We start from the raw sequence: 26,247 nt of genomic DNA on the forward strand, positions 1-26,247 counted from the left end.
GCTCTGGGCGTTCAGGCGCTTTCGCGGACCTCTGCCACCTGCCGCTGTTCGTTCATCAGGGCGGTCAGCAGGGCGCGCGTGTCGATCGTGCCCACGGGCCTGCCGTCCTCCATCACGATCAGCGGATCGGTGTCCTGGCTGAGCAGGGGAAGGATCTCGCGGATCGGCGTCGTGGGGGCGACGTGCCGCGCCGAAGCGGGCGGCGAGGCGGGGGCGGGGCCCATGATCTCCATCGCGCGCAGGACGTTGAGCGGGTTCATGTGCGCGACGAAATCGGCGACGTATTCGGTGGCGGGGGTCAGGACGATGTCCTGTGGCGTGCCGCATTGCACGATGCGCCCGCCCTCCATGATCGCGATCCGGTTGCCGATTTTCAGCGCCTCGTCGAGGTCGTGGCTGACGAAGATGATCGTCCGCCCGAGTTTTTGCTGAAGTTCCAGCAGCTCGTCCTGAAGACGGTTGCGGATCAGCGGATCGAGGGCCGAGAACGGTTCGTCCATCAGGAGGATCGGCGCTTCGGTGGCAAGCGCCCGGGCAAGGCCCACGCGCTGCTGCATCCCGCCGGACAGTTCCTGCACCTTGCGGTCAGCCCATTCGCCGAGGTTCACGGTGTCAAGCTGCCGTCGGGCGCGGTCGAGGCGTTCGGCGGCGGGCACGCCCGCGATTTCGAGCCCGAAAGCCACGTTGTCGATGACCGTGCGCCACGGCAGCAGGCCGAACTGCTGGAAGACCATGGCGACACGCTGGGTGCGGATCTGGCGCAGCGCCTTCGGCGAGGCCTTGGCGACATCGACGAACCTGTCGTCGACGCGGACCTCCACCTTGCCGCGCGCCACGGGGTTCAGCCCGTTGACCGCGCGCAGCAGCGTCGACTTGCCGGAGCCGGACAGGCCCATCAGCACGAGGATCTCGCCGTCGTGCACGTCGAGGGTACAGTCGTGCACGCCCAGCACCTGGTTTGTGCGTTCCTGGATTTCGGGCCGCGAGAGGCCTTCGTCCATCAGCGGAAGGGCGGTTTCCGGCGCGTCGCCGAAGACGATGTTGACCGCGTCGAAGCGGACCATGGGACGGTTCATCACGGGATCGCTCATCTCAGGCCCCCCGCTTCTTGAACATGCGGTCGAAGATGATCGCCACGAGGACGATGGCGATGCCCACCTCGAAGCCCTGCGCGATGTTGACGGAGTTCAGCGCCCGCAGCGTCGGCACGCCCAGCCCGTCGGCACCGACCAGCGCGGCGATGACGACCATCGAGAGCGACAGCATGATCGTCTGGGTCAGCCCGGCCATGATCTGCGGCATCGCGTAGGGCAGTTCCACCTTGTAGAGCAGCTGGCGGCGGGTGGCGCCGAAGGCCTCGCCCGCCTCGATCAGCGCGGTGGGGGTGGATGTGATCCCGAGGTGGGTCAGGCGGATGGGGGCGGGGATGGCGAAGATCACCGTGGCGATCAGCCCCGGCACCATGCCCAGCCCGAAGAGGATCAGCGCCGGGATCAGGTACACGAAGGTCGGAATCGTCTGCATCAGGTCCAGCACCGGCGACAGCGCGTTATAGAGCCACGGACGGCGCGCGGCGGCGATGCCCACGGGAACGCCGACCCCCATGCAGACCACGGCGGCGGCGATCACCAGTGCCAGCGTCTCGGTGGTTTCTTCCCAGTAGCCCTGGTTGATGATCAGCAGGAGCCCGGCTGCGGTGAAGATCGTGAAGCCGACGGAGCGGCGGGCGAACCACGACAGCAGGGTGATGAGCGCGACGATCAGCAGCGCGGGCGGCGTCTGGAGGCACCAGAGCAGCGCGTCGATCACCGATTCCAGCGCGAGGGAGAGCCCGTCGAAGAACCACACGGCGTTGTCGGTCAGCCAGTCAACCGCGTCCCTGACCACGCTGCCGATCGGCAACTTGTGTTCTTCCAGCCATTCCATGTCACGCCCTCTTTCTTGATTGATCCGTCAGTCAACTACCGCAAGCGCGCCAATTTCTAAAGGGGGCTGGCGGTTCGGGTCCGGCGCACTATCGCAAAACCCTTCGGAATGTTCATGTTCTTTCCGCCGCGCGTGCCGGGAAATCCGGGTTGATGCGGAGGTCGGCAGCTTTGCCGGGCCCGGGCGAATCGCCCTGTCGGTCCGGCGGGTGGTCTTCGTTTCCGGTGCGTCTGGGCCGGTCGCGGCGGTTGGCGCGCGGCTGAAACGAAAGACGCCCCCGCGGTCTGCGGGGGCGTGTGGTGGGGTGGTCGTCGGGCGCTTATTCCAGCGCGGCCTTCACGGCCTCCATGGCGTCGCCGCCGTCCTTGGTGGTCACGCCGGTCAGCCAGCCGTCCAGCACGCCGGTGTTGGCCTGCAGCCATTCGGTCGCGGCATCTTCCGGGTCTGCGCCGCCGTCGAGGATCTTGCCCATGATCTCGTTCTCCATCGCGAGGGAGAATTCGAGGTTGTTGAGCAGGGCGCCGAGGTTCGGGCACTCTTCGGCGAAGCCGGCGGAGGTGTTGGTGTAGACGGTCGCGCCGCCGAGGTTCGGGCCGAAGTAGTCGTCGCCGCCGGTGAGGTAGGACATCTCGTAGTTGGCGTTCATCGGGTGCGGTTCCCAGCCGAGGAAGACGACGGGTTCGTCGCGGCGGTCGGCGCGGGCGACCTGGCTCAGCATGCCCTGCTCGGAGGATTCGACGACCTCGAACCCTTCGAGACCGAAGGCGTTCTCCTCGATCATGGACTGGATCAGGCGGTTGCCGTCATTGCCCGGCTCGATCCCGTAGATCTTGCCTTCCAGCGCGTCCCTGTGGGTGGCGATGTCGGCGAAGTCCTTGATGCCGAGGTCGGCGGCGGCCTTGTTGACGGCCAGCGTGTACTTCGCCCCTTCGAGGTTGGCGCGGACGGTGTCGACGGTCCCGGCTTCGCGGTAAGGCGCGATGTCGGCCTCCATCGTGGGCATCCAGTTGCCGAGGAACACGTCCACGTCGCCGGAGGCCATGGAGGTATAGGTCACCGGCACGGACAGCACCTTCACGTCGGTCTCGTAACCGAGTGCCTCGAGCACGACGGAGGTGGCTGCGGTGGTGGCGGTGATGTCGGTCCAGCCGACGTCGGACAGGACAACCGTCTCGCAATCGGCCCAAGCGCCATTGGCCGAAAGAGCCGCTACGGCGCAAAGGGTGAAGGTCTTTTTCATCTGGTTTCTCCGCTGTCGGGTCATTTTGATGCATCCCAACATCCGGCAATGTCGCCCTGTCTTCAAGCAATCTTGTCGCGGGCGTGTCAGAGGGTCATCTCAGGCGGCATTCCTCGCCGGCACCGGGCGTACGGGGTGAACCCGGGGCACGCTCAGTGCGCGCCGTTCCTTGCGGCGTGGCGAATGTCGCCTGTGTCCAGCACTGGGGACGCGTCCAGATCCTCCGCATCGAGCATGGCTGCAACGCGTTCGAGGGACGCCACGAGCATGGCCTGCTCCCAGTCGTCCATGGCCTCGAACTTGCGCACGAAACGCTGCTGCAGGGGGTCGGGCGCCCGGTCGAGCGTCTTGTATCCCAGCGGCGTCACCTGGATGTTGGTCTGACGGCGGTCGGCGGCGGACTTCTCCCGGACAACGAGCTCCTGCCGCACGAGCTTGTCGACAAGCGACGTCACCGTCGCCTGAGTTACCCTCATGCGTTGCGCGATCTCTGTCGCGGTGGCGGAACCGTTCTCCGCGATGATCTGCAAGGCGCGGAACTGGGGCGCGGTGATACCTGCCACCTGCTTCAGTTCGCGACCGAACAGCTCTGTCGCGCGGAGAATCCTGCGTAATGCGATCAACGACGTATCGATGCGATCCATCGAACCTCCTTTGTTAGACTGTCTAAATATAAGGACGGCTAACCATTGCGTCAAGCAGGTCACAGGTTAGCTTGTCGAAGGATGTGCCCTTAGCCATATAAAGGGCTTGTAAGCGCTTATAGCGGGGTTTTGCGCGAAACATGGCGCGAAACCGAAGAATATTTACTTTGCCTATTGAAGCAATGCCTAGCCCGCGCTATTTAGATTAACGAAGCAAAATGGAGCAACCGATACATGCAACATCCGCGTGACCTTGCCCGGCAGGCCTTGCCGACACTGCGCACCCCGGTATCCGAGGACGGCTCGGGCATCTGGGAGCTTGTGCGCGCCTGCAAGCCGCTCGATGAGAACTCGATGTATTGCAACCTTCTGCAGTGCGACCACTTTTCCGACACCTGCGTGGTGGCGGACAAGGGCGGTGAAGCTATTGGCTGGGTGTCTGCCTACATCCTCCCGAACGATCCCGAGACGCTGTTCGTCTGGCAGGTCGCCGTGTCCGAAAAGGCACGCGGCATGGGCCTTGGCGGCAAGATGCTGGCCGAGATCCTGAACCGTGACGTGTGTGCGGACGTGACCCGTCTGCAGACCACGATCACGAGCGACAACAAGGCGTCCTGGGGGCTTTTCCGCAAGTTCGCCCGCAACCAGGGTGGCAGCCTCAGCTCTGAGCCGCACTTCACCCGCGAAGATCACTTCGCAGGGCGCGCCGCGACCGAGAACATGGTGACCATCGAGTTGCCGAACCCGGTGGCGCAGGCCGCCTGAGGCGCAGACGCTCCAGAATTCCTGACATTCAAAGTTATCCGAGAGAGGTCGTAATGACTACGCAACCGACAGAACTTAACGTGTTTGAACGACGCGAATCCGAAGCCCGCTCCTACTGCCGCGGCTTCAAGACCACCTTCACCAGCGCCAGCGGGTCGGAGATGACCGACGAATCCGGTCAGACCTACATCGATTTCCTGGCGGGCTGCTCCTCGCTGAACTACGGGCACAACGACCCGGACATGAAGGCAGCGCTGATCGAGCACCTGACCAACGACGGCATCGCCCACGGTCTGGACCTGCACACCAACACCAAGAAGGACTTCATCGAAGCCTTCGAGCGTCACATCCTCGAACCGCGCGGGATGGACCACAAGCTGATGTTCGTGGGCCCGACCGGCGCCAACGCCGTCGAGGCGGCGATGAAGATCGCCCGCAAGGTGACCGGCCGCACGAACGTGATTTCCTTCACCAACGGTTTCCACGGCGTGACGCTTGGCGCGCTGGCCGCGACCGGCAACAGCTACCACCGTGGCGGCGCCGGCATCGAGCTGAACGGCGTGACCCGGATGCCCTACGACGGCTACATGGGTGAAGGCACCGACACCGCCGACATCCTCGAGACGATGCTCGAGGACAAGTCCTCCGGCATGGACGCGCCTGCCGCGATCATCGTGGAGCCCGTGCAGGGCGAGGGCGGCTTGAACGCCGCGCGCCCCGAGTGGCTGCGCCGCGTGGCGGAGCTTGCCAAGAAGCACGGCGCGCTGCTGATCGTCGACGACATCCAGGCGGGCTGCGGCCGGACCGGCGACTTCTTCGGCTTCGAAGAGGCAGGTCTCAAGCCGGACCTCGTCACCATGGCGAAATCCGTCTCGGGCTTCGGTCTGCCGATGGGCCTCGTGCTGGTGAAGCCGGAACATGACATCATGGGCCCGGCTGAGCACAACGGCACGTTCCGCGGCAACACCCATGCCTTCGTGACCGCCCGCGTGGCGATCGAGAAGTTCTGGGCCGACGATGCCTTTGCGAAGGACATCGCCCGCCGTGCCGACATCGTCGAGAAGGGCCTGAGCGCCCTGGCCGCGATGATCCCGGGCGCCTACCTGAAAGGCCGTGGCATGATGCGCGGCGTGGACGTGGGTTCCGGCGAACTGGCGGCAGCCATTTGCGCCAAGGCCTTCGAGAACGGCCTTGTCATCGAAACATCCGGTCCGGAGGACGAGGTGGTCAAGGTGCTCGCACCGCTCACCACCCCCGACGAGACGCTGGGTAAGGGTCTGGCCATCGTGCTGGACGCCGCCCGCGAGATCGTCGAGCCCGGCCAGAAAATCGCAGCGGAGTAACAGACATGATCGTCAGAGACTTCAACGAGATCACCAAGAACGAACCCGACCGCGTCGTGTCGGATGCAAAGTGGACCTCCGTCCGCATGCTTCTGGCCGACGACAAGATGGGGTTCTCGTTCCACATCACCTTCCTTGAGGCCGGTTCCGAACACACGTTCGAATACAAGAACCACTTCGAGAGCGTCTATTGCATGCAGGGTTCGGGCTCGATCACCGACCTCGCCACCGGCGAAACGCACCCGATCAAGCCCGGCGTCATGTACGCGCTCGACAAGCACGACCGGCACGTCCTGCGCGCGGACGAGGAACTCGTCATGGCGTGCTGCTTCAATCCGCCCGTGACGGGCAACGAAGTGCACCGTGAGGATGGCTCCTACGCCGCGCCCGAACCTGCAGAGGCCTGAATGACCCATACTGTCGAAAAGATCGGCGGGACGTCCATGTCCCGCCTCGGCGAACTGCGCGACACGCTGTTCATCAAGAACGGCAAACCGGAATACGGCCGCATCTTCGTCGTTTCCGCGTTCGGCGGCATCACCAACATGCTGCTCGAGCACAAGAAGACCGGTGAACAGGGCGTCTTTGCCAGCTTTGCGCAGGCGGATGACGACCACGGCTGGCACCGCGCAATGGACCGCGCCTCGACAGAGATGATCGCGGCGCACTCCGAGGTGCTGACCCACGCGGGCGACGTCCAGCTTGCGACCCGCTTCGTGCAGGATCGCATGGAGGGCGCCCGGAGCTGCCTGGTGGACCTTCAGCGGCTGTGCTCCTACGGGCACTTCCGCCTGAACGAGCACCTGCTGCAGATCCGCGAGCTGCTGTCGGGGCTGGGCGAGGCGCACTCCGCCTACGTCGCCGTCCTAATGTTGCAGCGCGCTGGCGTGAACGCCCGGCTGGTCGACCTGTCCGGCTGGCGTGACGAGGAGCATCTGAGCCTCGAGGATCGCCTGGCGAAGGGTATGGACGGCGTCGATCCGGCGACCGAGATGCCCATCGTCACCGGCTATGCCCAGTGCACCGAGGGCCTGATGCGCGAGTTCGACCGCGGCTATTCCGAGGTGACGTTCTCTCGTCTGGCGGCACAGACCGCCGCGCGCGAGGCGATCATCCACAAGGAATTCCACCTGTCCTCTGCCGACCCGAAGGTGGTCGGTGCGGAGGTGGTGCGCAAGCTCGGCCACACCAACTACGACGTGGCGGACCAGATGGCGAACCTCGGGATGGAGGCAATCCACCCCTCGGCCGCCAAGACGCTGCGCCGGGCCGGTGTACCGCTGCGCGTGACCAACGCGTTCGAGCCGGAAGATCCGGGCACCATCATCGACGACAAGCCGGCGGAAAGCGCCGCGGCGGAGATCGTGACGGGCCTTTCGGTCTTTGCGCTGGAAGTGTTCGAACAGGACATGGTCGGCGTGAAGGGCTACGACGCGACGATCCTCGACGCGCTGAAGCGCCATGACGTGTGGATCGTGTCGAAGGTGTCGAACGCCAACACGATCACCCACCACGTCCACGGCTCGCTGAAGGCGCTGCGCCGGGTCGAGAGCGACCTGAGCGACGTCTACCCGCAGGCCGACATTTCCCTGCGCAAATGCGCGCTGGTGTCGGTGATCGGCCGCGACCTGACCGGGCTGTCCGTGCTGACGCGTGGCATGGCGGCGCTGGAAGAGGCGGGCATCGTTCCGCTTGGCGCCGCGCAGGGTCCGCGCAGTGTCGACGTGCAGTTCATCGTCGACCACTCGGAACTGTCGAACGCGATCTGCAGCCTGCACGACGTGTTCTTTCCGCGAGAAGAAAAGGCCGGTGTCGCGCTCGTCGCGTGACGGCTGCGGCCTATAACCGAGTTCAACGACGGGCCCTGCCGGCAACGGTGGGGCCCGTTTTTCTGATGGTAGAGTAGTTCTTCGCGGATTCCCGCCTGGGCTGAAAACGTTGACGCATTCAAAATCCTGCATCAGGTTGGCAGGAATTCATAAAAGGTAATGCTGTATGCACTTCTCGAAATTTACCGATTATGCTCTCAGGGTCTGCCTTTACCTGGGCGTCCACGATGGGCGCGTGGTGCCGATCTCGGAAATCGCACGGGCGCACAACCTGTCGCAGAACAACCTGATGAAGGTTGTGAACATGCTGGTCGAGGGCAGCTACCTGAAAAGCACGCGGGGCCGTTCGGGCGGCGTTCAGCTTGCCCGGCCGGCGGAGGAGATCAGGGTCGGCGACGTGGCGCGCTACATGGAAGGCGATGCCAATATGGTCGATTGTTCGACCTGCATCCTGCTCGGGTCCTGCGGGCTCGTGGGGGCGCTGGCCGAGGCCAAGATCCTGTTCTACCAGACCCTCAACCGGCACAGCATCGCGGATGCGATTGCAGGTCATCCGAGGACAAGAGCCATCCTTATGGAGGCCGACAACCTGCCGGACCCGATATCCCGCGCGAGCTGAGCCTCGCCGCCGTGTGCCAGGATGCCAGGCGGGCCGCTCAGTTGCCCGCGCCGGTCCCGCCAGCCGTCAGCCCGGCGTAATAGGCGGCAAGGTCGGCGATGTCGCCGTCCGACAGGGGCTTTGCCGCCGCCTCCATGAGGTGGGCGCGGGGTGTCTCGGGCACCGGGCCGTCGCGGTACATCAGCAGCCAGTTGTACAGCCAGAAGCCGTCCTGCCCGGCGATCCGGGGCGTGTCGGCGCGGCGCGGCATTAACGGGTCGTCTCCGCCCTCGTGGCAGGAGGCACAGGACGCGATGTCGTCATGCTCGTCCCCCTTGCGGGCCAGTTCGGCGCCGCGCTCCGCATCGCCGAAGGGCAGGGGGCGGCCGCTCCAGTCGCCGTTCATCTCCGCGTACATGTCAGAGATACCGTCGATGTTGGCATCTGTCAGGATCGCGCCGAGCGGCTCCATGAAGCCGCTCTCGCGGCTGCCGTCGTGGTAGGCGTCCAGCACCAGCGTCAGCCATTCCCGCGACTGTCCCGCCAGTTTCGGCGCGGTGCCCTCGCGGCCCAGCCCGTCCTCGCCGTGGCAGCGGGCGCAGGCCATGTCCTTCGGAATCGCGCCGTAGAGGCCGGGGAAGCGGATGGCATCGCCTGCGTATGCGGTGCCGAGGGCCGCCTCCTCGTACGAGGCACGGTCGAAGTCGTCATACGCCCGCAGGAAGGCGGCGATGGCCCAAGGTTCGACCTCGCGGCCCTCGCCGGGCCAGGAGGGCATGCCGGAGTATCGGATGCCGTGCCGCGCGATCCACCACAGTTCGCCGTCGGTGAAGTCGAGCCCGTCGAGCATCGGGGGCGCGGGCATCATCTCGGCCGGGATCGGGTTGCGCGCGATGCCGGGCGCGCCGTGGCAGGTGGCGCAGCCGGTGGCGAAGTGTCCGGCGCCAAGGCGGATCAGGCCGGGATCGTCGAGATCGACCTGGCGCGGCACCTCCTTGTCGCGGGACCGGATGGCCACGGCGTTGCGCATGTACTGGTGCAGGACCTCGCCCACGCCGGGCCAGTGCGGCGTCGACGCGGCGATAGTGTAGGGGGCGAGCCAGTAGAAGGCGTTGCCCAGCACGAAGAGCAGCACGGCGGCAAAGAGGACCAGGCGTTTCATGCGGGTTCTCCTTCGTCGAGCGCGCGGCCCAGCCGGCTCAGTGCCGCCGCGAGGTAGAGCGCGCCGCCCAGCCCGGCCATCAGCACACCGGCGATCTGCTGTTCCTGCAGCGCGGTCAGGCCGAAGTACCCGGCGCAGATGTCGCCGTAGAGGTCGCGGGGGGCGAGGCCGATCAGGGCGCCCAGAAATGTCATGTGCATGGTCGTGGCCAGCAGCACCAGCGCGCCGCCGAACGGCCCGGCCTGCCGCACCGCACCCCAGAGCAGCAGCCCCGCGCCGAGGAAGCTGGCCTGTTCGAGGATGAGACCGGCGGTCTCCGTCCGGGCCCAGAGGTGCATGCCGGGCAGGTGCCACGTCCAGACCACGGCCATGTCGATCACCGATCCGAGCGCGAGGGCGATCGGACCGGAGGGCAATGCGTCCGGCAGGCGGGGCGCCCAGAGCATCGGCACGACCGCGACCACGCCCAGGTGCAGGACCATGTGGACCATCATCGACCCGGTGGCGTAGGCGGGCAGCGCCAGCCAAAGCACGGCCAGCAGCACAAGCGCTATGGCGCGGCGCATCAGCATGTCGTCATCACCAGCCCGGGGATCACGGTAAAGCCCACGGCCACAGCGGAGAGGATGCACAGGAGGAGCGACACGTGCCCCATGAAGCGTTCGCGCGCCGGGCGTGAATCCTCGGTGATCTCCTCGAAGATGACGAAGGTGCCGCCGTAGCGGCGCACGGCGATCAGTGCCAGCAGGCCGATCAGCACGATGGAGGCCAGCCCCAGCGCGGCGATGATCCAGCGCACGTCGAGGAGCGAGCCTCCGATCTTGGCGCACCAGATGGCGGCGACCCAGTAGCTGATCAGGAAGTGTGCGGCCCAGATCGAGGGCGCGGCGACCATGATCCAGAGGGAGCCGTCGTCGATCAGTCGGGGGGCGGGGATCTTGCTCGGGCGCCTCATCACAGCGCCCCCAGCCAGAGCGGGAAGACCGCCAGCATGGCGAAGGTCATGATGACCGTCACCGCGAGGAAGTGGGTATAAAGCGTCAGGTTGCGCAGGTCCGCCGGGAAGTCGGGCGTGCAGATGCCCGCCCAGATGCGCGCCGCTGTATAGAGCTGCATGAGCAGGCCAAGCGCCACGTGCACGGAAAGCCACAGGAGCAGCGCCCAGATGGTCGCGTCGAAGCTGTGGCGCGTGGGGTCGAGGCCCGCTTGCATCGCCGCCCAGGCAAACGCGGCCATGCCCAGCACGCCCGCCACCGGAGCGGCGAGGAGCGCGCCGATGGCTGCGCCCGGGGCACGGGACGCCAGTTGACCGCGTGCCGCGACGGTCAGGCCCCACTGTCCCATCACGCCGGCAAAGCCCAGGATGAGCCAGCCGAAGGGCATCGCCTCGGTCGTGGACATGAAGTCCGGCAGCACGGTCCAGAAGAAGAAGTAGGAGAACACCAGCCCGACAAACGCTGTCATGTCGCCGGTCATGGTGATGAACACGGCCCACCAGCCGACCGACCCGGCGCCTGCCTCGTAGGTCGGCAGGGTCAGGCCGCGCCCGGCGTATTTCTCGGGCTTCTCGGGGATCTGCGCGGTGCCGGTCCAGAGCCAGTAGAGCGTGACGGCGACAAAGGCCGCGCCGGAGATCAGGGCGATGGTCCACCAGTGGTAGGTGGCGACGATGAAGCTGGTCCCGAGGAAGAGGGCGGCGAACAGCATCAGCCAGGACGGCCCCGGCACGCGCTGGACGAACAGCGGGCGGGCGTCGAGGATGTCGGTGACGATCAGCTCGCGCTTGCCTTCCTCGGCGTCGGGCAGGAACCACTCGCCGCGGTCGATCTGGTCGAGCAGGCCGGGCTGGTCCCACAGCGGATAGCGCGAGGTGATGAGCGGGATCGACCGCACGCCCCACGGCTTGTCGGGGACTTCGGCGCTCCATTCCATCGTTCCGGCGTTCCAGACGTTGCGCTTCACCGGGGCGTGCTTGCCGCGCGGCCAGAGCACGTTGACGGCCAGCACGACGAACCCTGCGGCGAAGATGAAGCTGCCGACGGTCGACACCATGTTCAGCACGGCCCAGCCGTCGGTGACGTCATAGGTCCAGACGCGGCGGGGCATGCCCATGACGCCGGTCCAGTGCATCGGAAGGAAGGCGATGTTGAAGCCGCCGAACATCAGCCAGAAGGACCACTTGCCGGCTTTCTGGTTGGTCTGGCGCTGGGTGACGAAGGGATACCAGTAGTAGACACCGGCAAAGAGCGGGAAGAGCATGCCGCCGATCAGCGTGTAGTGCAGGTGGGCGACGACGAAGTAGCTGTCATGCGCCTGCCAGTCGAAGGGCACCAGCGCGACCATGACGCCCGTGAGGCCGCCGAAGACGAAGATCGCCAGCGCGCCGCCCGCAAACAGCATCGGCAGGGAGGGGCGCACCTTGGCCACGAGCATCGTCGCGACGAAGCAGAAGATCTGGATGCCTGTCGGGACCGCCACCGCCTCTGACGCGGCCGAGAAGAAGCTGAGCGAGATTTCAGGCAGGCCCACGGTGAACATGTGGTGGACCCACAGGCCGAAGGACAGGAAGGCCACGCCCACCGCCGAGAGCACGATCCACGAATGGCCGATCATCGGGCGGCTGGCAAAGGTCGGCAGGATCGTGGCGATCAGCGCGATGGACGGCAGGAAGACGATGTAGACCTCCGGGTGGCCGAAGATCCAGAACAGGTGCTGCCACAGCAGGGGATCGCCGCCCCGGTCCGGATCGAAGAAGGCCCAGCCGAAGGCGCGTTCGAGTTCGAGCAGCAGGTCGCCCGCGATCAGCGGCGGGAAGGCGAAGAGGATCATCCCCGCCACCACCAGCACGTACCAGCAGTAGAGCGGCATCTGGTTCAGGCGCATGCCCGGCGGGCGGGACTTCAGCACGCCGACGATCAGTTCGACCGCCGCCGCGATCGACGACACCTCGATGAACGACAGGCCCAAGAGCCAGATGTCCGCGCCGACGCCGGAGTATTCCGGGTTCGACGACAGCGGCGCGTACATGAACCAGCCGCCGTCCGGCGCCGCGCCGAAGAAGATCGACCCGCAGACAAAGACGCCGCCGATCAGGAAACACCAGTATCCGAACGCCGAGAGGCGCGGGAAGGGCAGGTCGCGCGCGCCGAGGATCTCGGGGAGGACGAGGATGGCCACCGCCTCGAAGATCGGCACGGCGAAGAGGAACATCATCGCCGTGCCGTGCAGCGTGAAGACCTGATTGTAGAGGTCCTGCGACAGGAAGTCGTTGCCCGGCACCGCAAGCTGCGTACGGATCAGCAGGGCCAGAACCCCGGCAAAGCAGAAGAAGGCGAAGGACGTCAGCAGATACCAGAGCCCGACCTCGGAGTTGTTGACGTCCGACAGGTAGCGCCAGCCCTTCGGGCTTTCCCATGTCTTCAGCAGGCGCTCTCGCTGCGCCTTATCGCGGGCCTCGTCGTAGGGCTCGGCGGGCGGCAGGTCGTCAAGGTCGAAGGCGTCTGATTTCATGGCGGCTTTACTTGAGGCTCATCAGGAAGGAGACGAGCGCGTCGAGGCGGTCGCCGGTGAGGTGCGGATAGGCAGGCATGTCGATGTCGGGCTTCATGGCGTCGAGGTCGGTGATCCAGCGCGCCAGGTTCTCGGGCGTCATGTCGTAGATGCCCGCGCCCAGCCGTTCGCGGCTGGCCAGGTGGGTGAGGTCGGGGCCGACCTGTCCCACGGCTTCCGTGCCACGCAGGGTGTGGCAGGCGCCGCAGCCCTCGTCGAGGAAGACCTCCCAGCCGGGATCGCCCTCCGTGACCCGGGCGGGCGAGGCTTCGTTCTCCAGCCAGGCTTCGAAGGCCTCCGGCTCCATCACCACGGCGTCGAAGCGCATCAGCGCATGGGCGCCGCCGCAGTATTCCGCGCAAAGCCCGCCCCAGCTTCCCAGTTTTGTCGGTGTCAGGGTCAGCTGAGTCTCACGCCCCGGAATCATGTCCATCTTGCCGCCCATCGCGGGCACCCAGAAGGAATGGATCACGTCGTCGGCGGTCAGCCGGAAGAGCGTCGTCTGGCCCAGCGGCATGCGGATCTCGTTCGCGGTGACGACCTCGCCCTCGGGCGTCTCGTAGATCACGCGCCACCACCAGCGTTCGCCGTCGACCTGAACGGTCATGTCGCCTTCGTCGGCAACGAGGTCGCGCAGGATGAACAGGCCCCAGATCAACAGGGCGCCGACGACGACGGTCGGCAGGACGGCGCCGCCCCAGATGATGAAGCGCCGCGCCTGTTGTTCGCGGTGGGGTTTGGCATCGGCCCGGTGGGCAAAGACGGCGGCGCCGACGACCAGTGTCCAGATCACGGCAGCGCCTGCCACGACGGTCCAGAACAGGGGTTCGATGGTCTGGGATTCGGCGCCTGCGGAAGACAGCCAGTTGTGCCGTCCGCTGCACCCGGACAGCAGCAGACCCGCCGTCAAAACTGAAATGCGCCGCAACCCTTCGTCCCGTCCCTGCTTGTGTCTGCAAGCTTGTGCTTAGGTGCCCAACGACCGAACCGGCATTCGGTTGCACGAAAAATTCATCCGTTGTGCATTTGTCGGGGCCGGTGCCGCAGGTGCTTGTAAAACGGGGGGCTTCGGGCTGTGATGAGTGCATGCGATCCATCCGGACCATCCATGTCATCTCTGCCCATGCCGAGGGCGAGGTCGGCGATGTCATCGTGGGCGGCGTCCTGCCGCCTCCGGGCGACACGATCTGGGAGCAGAGCCGCTGGATCGCGCGGGACGGCAGCCTGCGGAACTTCGTCCTGAACGAGCCGCGCGGCGGCGTGTTCCGGCACGTGAACCTGCTGGTGCCGCCCAGGCATCCGGAGGCGGATGCCGCCTTCATCATCATGGAGCCGGAGGACACGCCGCCGATGTCGGGGTCGAACTCGATCTGCGTGGCCACGGTGCTTCTGGACGGCGGGCTGATGCCGATGACGGAGCCGGTCACCCACCTGACGCTGGAGGCGCCCGGCGGGCTGGTGAAGGTCCGGGCCGACTGCCGGGACGGCAAGGCCGAGCGTATCCACGTGCGGAACCTGCCCTCCTTCGCCGCGCGCCTCGACCAGAGGCTGGAGGTCGAGGGGCTGGGCACGCTGACCGTCGACACAGCCTATGGCGGCGACAGTTTCGTCGTTGTGGACGCGGCGGCCATGGGCTTTGCCCTGACGGAGGACGAGGCGCATGACATCGCGCGGCTGGGTGTCCGGATCACCGACGCGGCCAACGCGCAGCTCGGGTTCACGCACCCGGACAATCCAGATTGGCGGCACATCTCCTTCTGCCTCTTCGCCGGGCCGCTGGAACAAGGGCCGGTGGGCCTTACAAGCAGCGCGGCGGTTGCGATCCAGCCGGGCAAGGTCGACCGCTCCCCGACGGGGACGGCGCTTTCCGCGCGGATGGCGCTGTTGCGAGCGCGGGGGGTGATGCAGGCCGGGGACACGCTGACCGTGCGGTCGGTGATCGGCTCGACCTTCCGCGGCAAGATCATCTCCGACACGGCGGTCGGCGGCCAACCGGCCATCGTGCCTGAGATATGCGGGCGCGGCTGGATCACCGGCATTCACCAGCACATGCTGGACCCCGCCGATCCGTGGCCCGAGGGCTATCGGCTGTCCGACACGTGGGGCGCGCGCTAGGGCGCGGCCTTCAGCCCGTCCAGAAGCGCCTTGAGCTGGTCCATGGGGATCGGTTTCTTCAGGACGGGGGTCTCGTCGTGGTGGGCGGGCCGGTCGGCGTTGGAGCCGAGGCCGGACATCAGCACGCAGGACAGGTCCGGCTTCATTGCGGTCGCCGCATCGACGAAGTCGAAGCCGCTGTGGCCCTGCGGCAGCGACACGTCCACAAGGGCCAGAACGATGCCCGGTTCCGCCGCCAGCGCCGCCAGCCCGGTTTCCATGTCCTCCGCCATCACCGCTTCCTGCCCCAGCACGCGGCAGATCTGGGTCATCAGCCTGGCGAGGTCGGCGTTGTCGTCCACGATCAGGACTGTGGTGTCTGGCATTGGAAAACTTCCGGTGAAAGGAGGGGAAAACGGCCGGTCAGGCACATGCGGAGCGCGAAATCTCCGTGCAGGGAAACGCGCCCTTGGCAGTATCTTCGCTTGCATCGCCAGATGCAACGGGTGTCACTGGTTGCACACGTCATACGGGACCGTCCCATGTTACGCCTGCTTGTCCGCGTCCTTCTGGCCGCGGCGGTTGCCTTGATCCACGCCTTCCCGGCCGCCGCTCAGACCGCGGCGGAGGACAGGGTCGTGGTGCCGTGGGGCCCGCTGAGCGGGGTCTACGAACAGACGGATACCGGGCTGACGGGTTTCTTCGCCGAGCTGGCCCTCGAGATCGGCAGCAGGGCGGATCTGGAGGTGGAGTTCCGCCGGTATCCGACCTACCCGGCGGCGCTTGCCGCCCAGGCCGCGGGCGAGACCGACATGATCGCCGGTGTTGTCGATCTGCCGATCCTGCGCGGCAATGTACTGTTGTCGGAGCCGATTGCCGAAACCGCCGTCTATCTTTTCGTCCGGAGCGAGGCGCGGTCCGACACCACCATGGAAAGCATGGCGGGCCGGCGCATCGGTGTCCTGCGCGACACCGCCTGGAGCGATCTGGCCGACCTTCAGGGACGGGCCGAGGTGGTGGCTTTTGACACGGTGTCGGCAGCCTTCGCCGCGCTTCTGGTCGGGCAGGTGGACGGGGTCGTCGCGCTGCACAAGGCCGGGGTGGATTTCCTGCGCAAGTCGCGGCTCGACTACCGGATCCGCATTGCCGGCGAACCGCTGCGCCGGGAATTGCACTACGTCGCCCTGTCGCCCGACCGGGCCGACCTGATGCCCCGGATCAACCGCGCCCTCGACGGGATGCGTGCGGACGGCACCCTGGCCGACCTGCTGCAATGGTGGAACATGGTCCCGCCGGAACCCGCGCCCGAGGTGCTGACCGTCGGCGTGACCCATTTCCCGCCCTACCAGGTGGTCAACGGGGACGGCACCTTCACCGGCTACGGGGTAGAGACGCTGCGCGGGCTGGCGGCGCGGGCGGGGCTGGCGCTGCAGTACAAGGGGATCACGGTCGAGGAATGGGCGCAGGGACCGGGCCCGGGGCGCTACGACCTGCTGCCCCCGATCAGCGTGACCGGCGAAAAGCAGCAGACGATGGATTTTTCCATTCCGATCCAGCAGTCGCCCTACGCGATTTTCATGCGCGCGGGCGAGGGCGACGATGTGAAGGGTCTCGACGATCTGGAGGGGCGCCCGGTCGGCGTGCGCGAGAACAACTACGCGGCGCAACTGGCGCAGAACCACGGCGGGCTGACGCTTTCCACCTACCCGGACGAGTTCGGGCTGTTCGACGGTCTTCTGCGCGGAGAGGTGGACGCGGTGCTTTATGCCAGCGTCCCCGCGCGCGAGGCGCTCGCCCGCTCCGGGAGAAGCCAGGATGTGCGGGAGATCCAGCCGCCCTTCGAGGTCTCGCAGCGGGCCGTCGCGTTGCGCCTTGGCCTGCCGGAGGTGCGGGAACGGCTGGATGCGGTCATCCCGGGCTACCTGTCTTCCGAGGAATACATCGCCCTGCGCGACCGCTGGCTGGGCGATCCGGTGTTCTGGACGCCCGCCCGGACGCGCCTTGCGCTGGGGATCGCCATTGCGCTTGCGGTGCTCATCCCGCTTGCCTTCCTTGTCCAGTCGAAGCGGGCGCAGCACCGGGTAGAGGCGCAGGCGGACGATCTGCGGCGCATCACCCTGCGGCTGGGGGCCATCCTGAACGCGACGCGTGCCGCCATCGTCGGCCTGCGCCGCGACGGGCGCATCGCCTTTGCCAACCCCGGCGCCGTGGGCTTGCTGGGCCTGCGTGCCGACACATGGCCCGCGGACTGGCCGGAGAACGTGTCGTTTGTGGGGGCGGACGACGACCTGCCGCTCCTGTCCTCCGCCGATCCTGTCCAGCGCGCCCGCGCCGGGTCGGAGATCGTGTCGGAACGGGCGGTGCTGAGGACCGGCGAGACGGACCCGAGGCGCTATGTCCGGATCTCAAGCTCGCCAGTGGATGCGCCTGCGCAGTCGGACCTGTCCACGGTGCTGGTGATCGAGGACGTGACCGAACAGGAAAAGGTGCGTCAGCAGGCGGAGCGGGCCGGGCGGCTCGACGCGCTGGGGCAGCTGACCGGCGGGGTGGCGCACGATTTCAACAACATCCTCGCCACGATCCAGTACGCGGCGCAACTGGCCAGCATGTCGGCGGACGCGACGCAGAAGGATTTTCTCGACAAGGCGCTGGCCTCTGTCGAGCGGGGCAGCCTGCTGACCGGCCGTCTGCTGGCCTTTGCCAAGCGCCAGCCTGCCGCGCCCGACGCCGTGTCCGTTGCCCGTATCCTGCGCGAGCTGCGGGACCTGGCCGGGCCGCTCCTGGAAAAATCCGTGACGCTCGAGACCGCCTTTCCCGAGCCCGACCTCTGGGTGGTCTGCGATCCCGCCCAGCTTGAGAACGCGCTCCTGAACCTCGTGCTGAACAGCAGGGACGCGATCCTGGGCGCGGCGGAAAGCGGGCGGATCGTCGTGCGCGCCTGTGCGACGGCGCCCGACGCGAGCGGTTTCGACCGGGTGGAGATCGCGGTGGAGGACGATGGCCCGGGCATGACGCCGGAGGTGCGCAAACGCGCCACGGACCCGTTCTTCACGACCAAGGGCGGCGAGGGCGGCACCGGACTGGGCCTTTCGATGGTCTATGGCTTTGTCGAGCAGTCGGACGGCGAGCTGGTGATCGAGAGCACGCCGGGGCAGGGCGCGACCGTGATCCTCAGGCTGCCGGGCGGCGACATGCCCGAGGAGGCGGGGGAGGAGACCGCGGGACAGATCGAGAAGGGCGCGGGGGAATGCGTGCTGATCGTCGAGGACGAACGCGACCTGCTGACCCTGACCTCGGAGATGGTGAAGTCGCTGGGCTACCGTGTCCTGACGGCGCCGACGGGGCGGGCGGCACTCGACCTCGTCAATGCCGATCCGGCGTGTTTCGACCTTCTCCTGACCGACGTGGTCATGCCCGGAGGGATCGGTGGCTTCGATCTGGTGCGCCGGGTGCAGGGGGTGCGGCCGGACGTGCCCGTCGTCTACATGTCCGGCTACACCGGCATCACGCGCGAGAACATGGGTAACGCGACGGCGCCGCTGATCCGCAAACCCTGCCGGCCCGTGGAACTGTCGCGGGTGCTGCGGCGGGCGCTTCGGGCAACGCAGCCGCCATCGCCGCTCTGATCCACAAGCATCTGTATGGGATGAGGTGAGGCGGCCTTGGCCACTGCTTTACATCTATGAGTGTTTATCAAGGTGCATTGCACTTTCTGGTTGCGTTCAACCGCTTTTCAGGAAAATATCGGAATGGTCTTTATCTGAGAGGGGGCAGGTCTTTTCGACAGGTCCCTGAGAGGTGGCGAGATGACCGCACCGGGCATGACCGGGTGCCCTGCGCGGTCCGCTTGCCCCACGACTCGGTCTGCCCGATCTCCGACTTGGACGGTCCGCGTGCAACCCGGACAGTTGCGGGTTTTCGCAAGTGAACGTCGTATCGTGCCAAGTGAGCTGACACATTTCTGTTTCTTTCGCATCCAGAGCGGGCAATTCTGCCCGTTCGGCGGAAACCTGCTGCTGACATGCTTGTTTTTTCCAATTGCGTGAGGAAATGGCTGTCGGAAATCACGGGATTGCGTTTTTGCAACCTTGTTCGGGGCGGGCATACTTTGTAGCAAAAACGTAAATTTCGAGTTTGGATACGCTATGTCGTCGCTTTCAGGTATGGCCAAGCTGCGTGAAGCGCTTTGGCAAATGGAAAAGGACATCGGACTCGCCGAGCTGTCGCGGAACGAGCGCGACCTCCTTTATGCGTTCCACTCCGTCGCGGCCGTGTCGGGCGGGGGCGAGGTGAGTTCGGAACAGGTCAGGACCGACGGTGTCGTCTGCGACATGAAGCACGCGACCTTCCACAGGTCGCTCAAGCGGTTGCTCGAGCTGGGCTATATCGAAGTGGCCCCGCAGAGAAAGACCAAGGTCTACCGGCTGACGGACAAACCGCTGGGCGTCTGACGCCGGGCGGCCTCGGCCGGATCGCGCCGGGCAACGCCGGGCGCGCCCCCCTTGACGATGCAGCCTCAGGCAGAAACAACGAGTGGACGCCGCGCGTCCGTTCAGGGCCGGTCCCGAGGAGTGACTCATGAAATTCCGCTTTCCCATCGTCATCATCGACGAGGATTTCCGATCCGAAAACACATCCGGCCTTGGCATCCGCGCCTTGGCCCAAGCCATTGAAAGCGAAGGGTTCGAGGTGCTCGGCGTCACCAGCTACGGTGACCTGAGCCAGTTCGCCCAGCAGCAAAGCCGCGCCTCTGCGTTCGTGTTGTCCATCGACGACGAGGAATTCACCCCCGGGCCCGATCTGGACCCGGCTGTGCTGAACCTGCGCAAGTTCATCGAGGAAGTGCGCTGGAAGAATGCCGACGTGCCGATCTACGTCTATGGCGAAACCAAGACCTCGCGCCATTTGCCAAACGACATCCTGCGTGAGCTGCACGGCTTCATCCACATGTTCGAGGACACGCCGGAGTTCGTGGCCAAGCACATCATCCGCGAGGCGAAAAGCTACCTCGAATACATCCAGCCGCCATTCTTCAAGGAGCTTCTGGATTACGCCGAGGACGGGTCCTACTCGTGGCACTGCCCTGGGCACTCGGGCGGCGTGGCGTTCCTGAAGTCGCCCATCGGGCAGATGTACCACCAGTTCTACGGCGAGAACATGCTGCGCGCCGACGTGTGCAACGCGGTGGAGGAGCTGGGCCAGCTTCTGGACCACAACGGGGCCATCGGCGAGTCGGAGAAGAACGCGGCGCGGATCTTCAACGCCGACCACTGCTTCTTCGTGACCAATGGCACCTCGACCTCGAACAAGATGGTCTGGCACCATACCGTTGCGCCGGGCGACGTGGTGGTGGTGGACCGCAACTGCCACAAGTCGATCCTGCACTCGATCATCATGACTGGCGCGATCCCGGTCTTCCTGAAGCCCACCCGCAACCACTGGGGCATCATCGGACCGATCCAGCGGTCGGAGTTCGAGCCGGAGGCGATCAAGGCCAAGATCCGCGCCAACCCGCTGCTGGAAGGCGTCGACCCGGAGACGGTCAAGCCGCGCATCCTGACCCTGACCCAATCGACCTATGACGGCGTGCTTTACAACACCGAGGTCATCAAGGGCATGCTGGACGGCTGGATCGAGAACCTGCATTTCGACGAGGCCTGGCTGCCGCACGCGGCCTTCCACCCGTTCTACGGCACCTATCACGCCATGGGGCGCAAGCGGGAACGCAGCAAGAAATCGGTGACCTACGTCACGCAGTCGGTGCACAAGCTGCTGGCCGGGATTTCGCAGGCGAGCCACGTTTTGGTGCAGGACAGCGAAGAGACGAAGCTGGACCGCCATCTGTTCAACGAGGCGTACCTGATGCACACCTCGACCTCGCCGCAGTATTCGATCATCGCGTCCTGCGACGTGGCTGCAGCGATGATGGAGCCTCCGGGCGGCACCGCGCTGGTGGAGGAGAGCCTCGACGAGGCGCTCGATTTCCGCCGGGCGATGCGCAAGGTCGACGAGGAGTTCGGCAACGACTGGTGGTTCCAGGTCTGGGGGCCGGACACGCTGGCCGAGGAAGGCATCGGCCGCGCCAAGGACTGGGAGCTGAAGAAGACCGACAGCGAGGGCGTCGAAAGTTCGGGCGAGGATGCGTGGCACGGCTTTGGCGACATGGCCCGCGGGTTCAACATGCTCGACCCGATCAAGGCGACGATCATCACGCCGGGCCTGAACATCGACGGTCTGTTCTCGGACGAGGGCATCCCGGCCTCCATCGTGTCGAAGTACCTGACCGAACATGGCGTCGTGGTCGAGAAGACCGGGCTTTATTCCTTCTTCATCATGTTCACCATCGGCATCACCAAGGGCCGGTGGAATACGCTTCTGGCGGCGTTGCAGCAGTTCAAGGACGACTACGACCGGAACAACCCGCTGTGGCGCGTCATGCCGGAGTTCTGCGCCGCACAGCGCCGGTACGAGAAGATGGGCCTGAAGGACCTCTGCCAGCACGTACACACGATGTATGCAAAGTATGACGTGGCCCGCCTGTCGACGGAGATCTACCTGAGCGACCACCACCCGGCGATGACCCCGTCCGAGGCGTTCTCGCACATCGCGCGCCGCACGACCCAGCGCGTGCCGATCGACGAGCTGGAGGGCCGCGTGACCACGTCGCTGGTGACGCCGTACCCGCCGGGTATCCCGCTTTTGATCCCGGGCGAGGTCTTCAACGCCAAGATCGTGGACTACCTGCGCTTCAACCGGGACTTCGCACGCGAATGCCCGGGGTTCGAGACCGACATCCACGGGCTGGTGCAGGAGGTGGGCGAGAACGGTGTCGTCCACTACTTCGCGGACTGCGTCGCCGAATAGGTAAGTGCACTGGACGTGACATCACGTGTGGCGCCCGTTCCTGCAGGAGCGGGCGCTATACATTTTGCAGGGCCAGCTCCGCGAAGACCCGACCCGTCGCGACACTTTCGATTTGCCCGCCCGGCGACCGTTGCAGGAACAGAGCGTCCAGGCCATGCCTTTCGGCGAGGGCGATGCCCTTCACCACACCCAGCACCATCAGCGCGGTCGCCCAGGCGTCCGCCTCTGCGCAGGTCTTTGCCACGACCGTGACCGATGCAGGCGGCGCGGACAGCGGCGCGCCCCGGGTCGGGTCCATCGTGTGGGACAGGCGGCGTGTGCCGAGATCGATCCAATGCCTGTAATCGCCGGAAGTGGCGACAGCGGCGTCCTCCAGCATCAGGACGGAATGGGCGGCGCGGTGCCCGTGATCGGGTGTTTCGACGGCGACGCTCCAGGGGCTCCTGTCGGGGCGCAGCCCCAGTGCGCGCAGTTCCCCGTCGATCCCGACGAGGCCGTTCGCGATCCCGAACCGGAGAAGCGTCTCGGCCAGCCGGTCGACGCCGTAGCCCTTGGCGATCCCGTTGAGGTCCAGCGCCAGCGGTACACGCTTGCGCACGGCGGACGCGCCGATCTCGACCGCGTCTGAGGCTGCTGTGCGCCTGCGGTCCATGGCGGCGCGGATCGCGTCCGGCGCGGCGTCTGCCGGGCCGAAGCCCCAGGCCGTGACCGCGTCGCCAAGACCCACGTCAAAGGCGCCGCCCGTCTGCTGCCCGATCTCCAGGCCCAGTCTCAGGACGGCAACCAGGTGGTCGGGCATAGGCACCCAACGGTCGACCGGCGCCGCGTTCAGGCGCATCAGGTCGCTGTCGGCCCGCCAGGTCGACATCTGTGCGTCGACCTCCTCCACCGCGGTTTGCAGGGCGGCGCGAAGGGGGGCAACGTCGAATCCCCTTGTTGCGTGGAAAACGGCGGACCAGCGGGTGCCCATGGTCGGGCCGTGGAGGGCGTGTCGGATCGGGTCAGTAGACATCTTCTGCATAGCGTCCCTGGGCTTTCAGTGTGGCCGGGCTCAGGCCGGTCGGGGCAAGGATATCGGTCAGCGCGGCGCGCACGCCCTCGGCCATCTGACGCCCGCCACAGACCATGACCTTCGCGCCGCTCTGGATGAGGCGGGCCACCTCGGCAGCATCGTCGCGCAGGGCATCCTGCACATGGCGCGGGTGCCCGCCGCGCGACGTGGCGGTGACGAGGCGGGCCAGCCGCCTCTCCCTCGCCCAGTCCGACAATTCCTCACCGTAGAGCAGATCGCTTTTCGGATCGCGCAGGCCGAAAAACAGATGCATGGGGCGCCGTTTCGCATTGGACCGCAGAAACCCGGCCAGCGGCGCGACCCCCGTGCCTGCCCCGATGAGGAGCAGAGGTTTGCGTCCCCGTCCGGGATGGAAAGCCGGGTTGCGGCGCAGGAAAGCGTTGACCGTTTCGCCGGGCGTGAGCGCGGTCAGCATGCCGGAACACAGCCCGCCGGGATGCCTGCGTACCACGATCTCGACAAACCCGTCCCGGGCGCCGGAGGCCAGGGAGTAGAAGCGCGGCACCTGTGACCCGTCCGGAAGGATGCCGATGAGATCGCCCGCCCGGAAACCAGCAAGGCCCTTGCCGGTCAGCCGCTGCCAAAGGGACGCGGGGGGAAGGGCGAACCGCAGAATGGAGGTGGGTGCCTGGACCTCTGCCCCGTAGTCCCGGCGCGACACCAGCCTGAGCGTTTCCGTCGCCGGGCGGACGGGCTGGTGGTTCAGCGTCAGGTCGCGCCCTATCGCGTCGCCAAGCGCATGGCCCCAGCGTTCGAAGTCCTGCGGCGATTGCCGGTCCACGGTGTCGAAGGGCAGGAGCAGTGGCCAGCCGGCGTTCTCTGCCGTAACCGCGAGGGTGCGGGCAAAGCCGCAGAACTCCGGGAAGCCGCTGTCGCCGAAGCCGAGCACGGCCAGTGGAATGTCGGCGGTCTGTGCTGCCAGCCGGTCCAGCGCGCCCTTGGCCGTGGCGGGGGCGTCGCCGTTGCCGTAGGTGGCGGCCATTATGACAATGCGCCGGGCCGAGGTATAGCGATGCGGCGCGAGGCTGGACAGCGGTGCTGTGTGAACCCTCTGGCCTGCGTCGGTCAGCGCGGCGTGCAGGGTGGCGGCAAAGCCCCATGTCGTGCCGCCCTCGCTGGCGACCAGCAGGATGGTGTCGGCCTCGCTAGCGGTGGCGTTCGCCGCAATGCGGGGCCGCCCGCGCGCTCCGGCCCGCCAGATGAGCAGACCGGTCACCCCCATTGCCGGTACGCCAAGCGCCATGAGCCCCAGCAGAAGGCCCAGCACGGCAGCGCCCTGTCCGGTATGCAGCGTGAATACAAGCTCCGAGACCCGCTCTGTCAGGGAAAGCGGAGTCCATGCCAGGAGGCTGCCCGTGCCCTGATCGACGTACCCGGTGCCGCGGTCGGTCTTCAGGGTGAAGACGTCGGAAGTGTCGCCGGGGTAGGGAAAGGTCAGTTCGCGCAGGGCGGTAACCGGCAGATCCGTCAGCGTCTCCATGTCGTGGAAGGCGGCGCCGTTCTGGCCGCTGATCGTCTCCGGGATGGGCAAGGGCCCGGCTTCAGGCAGAAGGCCGAAGGTCGAGGCGGTCATCCACAGTGCGGTGGCGGACGACAGCACGAATGCCGGAACGGCCACCCGTGCGAGCATGGTGTGCCACCGGCCCGCTGCCGGGCCCTGCGTGCGCGAGAACCAACGGTGCCATCCGCCTGCCCGCCGTGCCACCAGCGCAGCGCCGGAGGCCGACAGCAACAACATGGCCGCTGCGCCAAGCGCCGTGACGATGCGCCCCGCGTCCCCGAGGAAGAGCGAGCGGTGAAGGTTGGTCAGCCAGCGCACGGCCGGGTTCGGATCGGCGTCGGCCACCGCCTTGCCGGTGTCGGGGTCGACGATCGCGGAACCGGGCGTGCCGAGATCGAACCAGTAGGCGGTGATCTTGCCGGAAGGTGCGCGCCGGATCTGCTCGACGCCCGGGAACTGGACGCTGATGCGTTCGGCCAGCGTGGCCACCGAAAGCCCCGGATCGGTGGCCGGGGCCGACAGCCGTTCGGCCACGGGAAAGACCGAGAGCGCCGCGCCGCTCAGCACAAGCACGGTCAGGAGGGCCAGCGCCACAAGGCCCGGCCAGCGGTGAAGCGCGCGGATCATGCCCTTTTGCCTCACATCTCGTAGCTGAACTGTGCGACGTAGCGACGGCCCCGCGTCGCCGTGCCCTGGTCGCCCGAGGTCAACGGCACCGCGATTTCGTTCGGGCTGTCGCGCATGTCCTCGACCGCGGCGTCGACGTGCAGGGTGTAGCCCGCGTCGAACAGCGCATCGGCAAGGTCGAGCGTCACACTCAAGGTGCGGCCCGCGCCGACGCTGGCTCCGGTGATCCCGTCGATCTGTGCGCTGTCGCCGCCAGTGGCGCGAAACCAGTCGGTCAGGTGCTTGTAGTACTTGGACTTTCTGCCAGCCATCCAGAGGCTGCCGACATATTTGCCGGAGGCATCGGTGACATAGAGGCTGAGGTAGGCGCCGTCCCCGCCATAGGGGTTCAGCGTCGTGTTGAGGGTGACGGGACGGGCGGCGACGGCGGCGGGTGCGGACAACGCGGTGCAGAGCGCAAGAGCGGCGGTCAGGCTTTTCATCAGGGGACTCCGGTGTTCGGGAAAGGGGTTCGGGCGCGGCACGTCCTGCGCCGCGCCGTGCGGATCACTTCATTTCGACCTGCGGCGCGGCGCCGTTGCCGAAGAGACCGTTCTGCGGGGGCGTGACAGTGCCTGCGGGCGCCGGGTTCATCGCCGTGTTGCCGCAGTCGTCATCGTCGTCATCGTCGTCGTGGTCATCGTCGTCATCGCCGTAGGATGCCCGGCAGTCGTGATCGTCGTCGTCATCGTCATCGCCGTCCCAGTCGGCGAGGTGGAAGGCACGACCGGCTGCACCGTCTTCGAACAGTGTCCGGACGGTCTCGGCCGGTGTGCGTCCGGGGGAAGCCATCGCGCTCCAGGTGGGAATGCCGATGGCAGCGGCCAGAAGGGTGGTGCCGGTCAGAATGGCGAGGGTCTTTTTCATCGCGTGGTCTCCTTGTCGCGGGATAAGACCAATCTGGGGGCCGTGTCTGAGCGCAGCCTGACGGATCGGCAGATAGGCCTTCAGCTTTCCGTCAGGTTTGTCGGAAGACCGCGCTTGTCGGGAAAAG

23 protein-coding genes are annotated in these 26,247 nt (G+C 66.4%); 9 read left to right on the plus strand and 14 right to left on the minus strand.

All coding sequences use genetic code 11. The annotated features are described in order from the left end of the window. Positions 1–11: 11 nt before the first annotated feature. The 4 genes from choV to CDO87_RS12110 form a co-directional block, all read right to left on the minus strand. Positions 12–1,091 carry a choline ABC transporter ATP-binding protein gene (gene choV, locus CDO87_RS12095; RefSeq protein ID WP_254698086.1) on the minus strand — a complete coding sequence of 360 codons (1,080 nt, stop codon included), beginning with the start codon at positions 1,089–1,091 and terminating at the stop codon, positions 12–14. A 1-nt stretch (position 1,092) separates the two neighbouring features. Further along, positions 1,093–1,926: a choline ABC transporter permease subunit gene (gene choW / locus CDO87_RS12100; RefSeq protein WP_100929010.1), complete on the minus strand. Its 834-nt coding sequence runs from the start codon at positions 1,924–1,926 to the stop codon at positions 1,093–1,095. A gap of 319 nt (positions 1,927–2,245) precedes the next feature. After that, positions 2,246–3,166 carry a choline ABC transporter substrate-binding protein gene (locus CDO87_RS12105; RefSeq protein WP_100929011.1) on the minus strand — a complete coding sequence of 307 codons (921 nt, stop codon included), beginning with the start codon at positions 3,164–3,166 and terminating at the stop codon, positions 2,246–2,248. A 152-nt stretch (positions 3,167–3,318) separates the two neighbouring features. Next, complete coding sequence (locus CDO87_RS12110; protein ID WP_100929012.1) at positions 3,319–3,810, minus strand: MarR family winged helix-turn-helix transcriptional regulator; 492 nt, start codon at positions 3,808–3,810, stop codon at positions 3,319–3,321. A gap of 234 nt (positions 3,811–4,044) precedes the next feature. Here CDO87_RS12110 and ectA point away from each other — a divergent pair, with 234 nt between their 5' ends. The 5 genes from ectA (at position 4,045) to CDO87_RS12135 (ending at position 8,366) form a co-directional block, all read left to right on the plus strand. Next, complete coding sequence (ectA, locus tag CDO87_RS12115) at positions 4,045–4,575, plus strand: diaminobutyrate acetyltransferase (protein WP_100929013.1); 531 nt, start codon at positions 4,045–4,047, stop codon at positions 4,573–4,575. 53 nt (positions 4,576–4,628) lie between these two features. Beyond that, positions 4,629–5,918, plus strand: a complete 1,290-nt coding sequence (ectB, locus tag CDO87_RS12120) for a diaminobutyrate--2-oxoglutarate transaminase (RefSeq protein ID WP_100929014.1) — start codon at positions 4,629–4,631, stop codon at positions 5,916–5,918. A gap of 5 nt (positions 5,919–5,923) precedes the next feature. Further along, entirely contained in the window at positions 5,924–6,325 is a 402-nt protein-coding gene (locus CDO87_RS12125; protein ID WP_100929015.1) for an ectoine synthase, read from the plus strand. Then, a complete protein-coding gene (locus CDO87_RS12130; protein WP_100929016.1) occupies positions 6,326–7,747 on the plus strand; it encodes an aspartate kinase in 1,422 nt (473 codons plus the stop codon). It abuts the gene before it with no gap. 166 nt (positions 7,748–7,913) lie between these two features. Then, on the plus strand, positions 7,914–8,366 hold the full coding sequence (locus CDO87_RS12135) for an Rrf2 family transcriptional regulator (protein ID WP_100929017.1): 453 nt from the start codon (positions 7,914–7,916) through the stop codon (positions 8,364–8,366). Between the two features lie 37 nt (positions 8,367–8,403). On the opposite strand, the gene CDO87_RS12140 is transcribed toward CDO87_RS12135, so the two are convergent. Genes CDO87_RS12140 through coxB form a run of 5 tightly spaced genes read right to left on the minus strand, consistent with a single transcriptional unit; the run spans position 8,404 to position 13,984 of the window. After that, on the minus strand, positions 8,404–9,507 hold the full coding sequence (locus CDO87_RS12140; RefSeq protein ID WP_100929018.1) for a c-type cytochrome: 1,104 nt from the start codon (positions 9,505–9,507) through the stop codon (positions 8,404–8,406). Beyond that, on the minus strand, positions 9,504–10,079 hold the full coding sequence (locus CDO87_RS12145) for a cytochrome c oxidase assembly protein (RefSeq protein ID WP_100929019.1): 576 nt from the start codon (positions 10,077–10,079) through the stop codon (positions 9,504–9,506). Before CDO87_RS12145 ends, CDO87_RS12140 begins: the two co-directional genes overlap by 4 nt. Continuing rightward, positions 10,073–10,462 carry a hypothetical protein gene (locus CDO87_RS12150; protein ID WP_100929020.1) on the minus strand — a complete coding sequence of 130 codons (390 nt, stop codon included), beginning with the start codon at positions 10,460–10,462 and terminating at the stop codon, positions 10,073–10,075. Before CDO87_RS12150 ends, CDO87_RS12145 begins: the two co-directional genes overlap by 7 nt. Next, positions 10,462–13,017, minus strand: coding sequence for a cytochrome c oxidase subunit I (gene ctaD / locus CDO87_RS12155; RefSeq protein WP_100929021.1), 2,556 nt, complete (start codon positions 13,015–13,017; stop codon positions 10,462–10,464). The genes CDO87_RS12150 and ctaD overlap by 1 nt, the downstream gene beginning before the upstream one ends. A 7-nt stretch (positions 13,018–13,024) precedes the next feature. Then, positions 13,025–13,984, minus strand: coding sequence for a cytochrome c oxidase subunit II (gene coxB / locus CDO87_RS12160; protein ID WP_254698089.1), 960 nt, complete (start codon positions 13,982–13,984; stop codon positions 13,025–13,027). A 158-nt stretch (positions 13,985–14,142) separates the two neighbouring features. Here coxB and CDO87_RS12165 point away from each other — a divergent pair, with 158 nt between their 5' ends. After that, positions 14,143–15,171, plus strand: coding sequence for a trans-3-hydroxy-L-proline dehydratase (locus CDO87_RS12165; protein ID WP_100929022.1), 1,029 nt, complete (start codon positions 14,143–14,145; stop codon positions 15,169–15,171). On the opposite strand, the gene CDO87_RS12170 is transcribed toward CDO87_RS12165, so the two are convergent. After that, positions 15,168–15,536 carry a response regulator gene (locus tag CDO87_RS12170; protein WP_157814979.1) on the minus strand — a complete coding sequence of 123 codons (369 nt, stop codon included), beginning with the start codon at positions 15,534–15,536 and terminating at the stop codon, positions 15,168–15,170. The two genes, CDO87_RS12165 and CDO87_RS12170, sit on opposite strands and share 4 nt — an antisense overlap. Before the next feature lie 156 nt (positions 15,537–15,692). Here CDO87_RS12170 and CDO87_RS12175 point away from each other — a divergent pair, with 156 nt between their 5' ends. The 3 genes from CDO87_RS12175 to CDO87_RS12185 all read left to right on the plus strand — a co-directional run bounded on the left by CDO87_RS12175 (position 15,693) and on the right by CDO87_RS12185 (position 22,014). After that, positions 15,693–18,776: a transporter substrate-binding domain-containing protein gene (locus CDO87_RS12175; protein ID WP_198521707.1), complete on the plus strand. Its 3,084-nt coding sequence runs from the start codon at positions 15,693–15,695 to the stop codon at positions 18,774–18,776. Positions 18,777–19,295: 519 nt separating this feature from the next. Then, complete coding sequence (locus tag CDO87_RS12180; RefSeq protein ID WP_100929025.1) at positions 19,296–19,601, plus strand: MarR family transcriptional regulator; 306 nt, start codon at positions 19,296–19,298, stop codon at positions 19,599–19,601. Between the two features lie 127 nt (positions 19,602–19,728). Continuing rightward, positions 19,729–22,014 (plus strand): arginine/lysine/ornithine decarboxylase, encoded by a 2,286-nt coding sequence (locus CDO87_RS12185; RefSeq protein WP_100929026.1) that lies wholly within the window; start codon positions 19,729–19,731, stop codon positions 22,012–22,014. Positions 22,015–22,069: 55 nt separating this feature from the next. Here CDO87_RS12185 and CDO87_RS12190 read toward each other — a convergent pair whose 3' ends face one another. The 4 genes from CDO87_RS12190 to CDO87_RS12205 all read right to left on the minus strand — a co-directional run bounded on the left by CDO87_RS12190 (position 22,070) and on the right by CDO87_RS12205 (position 26,120). Continuing rightward, positions 22,070–23,035 carry an FAD:protein FMN transferase gene (locus CDO87_RS12190; protein ID WP_100929027.1) on the minus strand — a complete coding sequence of 322 codons (966 nt, stop codon included), beginning with the start codon at positions 23,033–23,035 and terminating at the stop codon, positions 22,070–22,072. Continuing rightward, complete coding sequence (locus tag CDO87_RS12195) at positions 23,016–25,214, minus strand: PepSY domain-containing protein (protein WP_100929028.1); 2,199 nt, start codon at positions 25,212–25,214, stop codon at positions 23,016–23,018. Before CDO87_RS12195 ends, CDO87_RS12190 begins: the two co-directional genes overlap by 20 nt. An 11-nt stretch (positions 25,215–25,225) precedes the next feature. Continuing rightward, complete coding sequence (locus CDO87_RS12200) at positions 25,226–25,696, minus strand: DUF2271 domain-containing protein (protein ID WP_100929029.1); 471 nt, start codon at positions 25,694–25,696, stop codon at positions 25,226–25,228. Between the two features lie 64 nt (positions 25,697–25,760). Next, the gene (locus tag CDO87_RS12205; protein WP_100929030.1) at positions 25,761–26,120 is read right to left on the minus strand and encodes a hypothetical protein; all 360 of its coding nucleotides are present in this window, start codon (positions 26,118–26,120) and stop codon (positions 25,761–25,763) included. Positions 26,121–26,247 lie beyond the last annotated feature (127 nt).

The organism is Sagittula sp. P11 (assembly GCF_002814095.1).
Lineage (GTDB): Bacteria > Pseudomonadota > Alphaproteobacteria > Rhodobacterales > Rhodobacteraceae > Sagittula.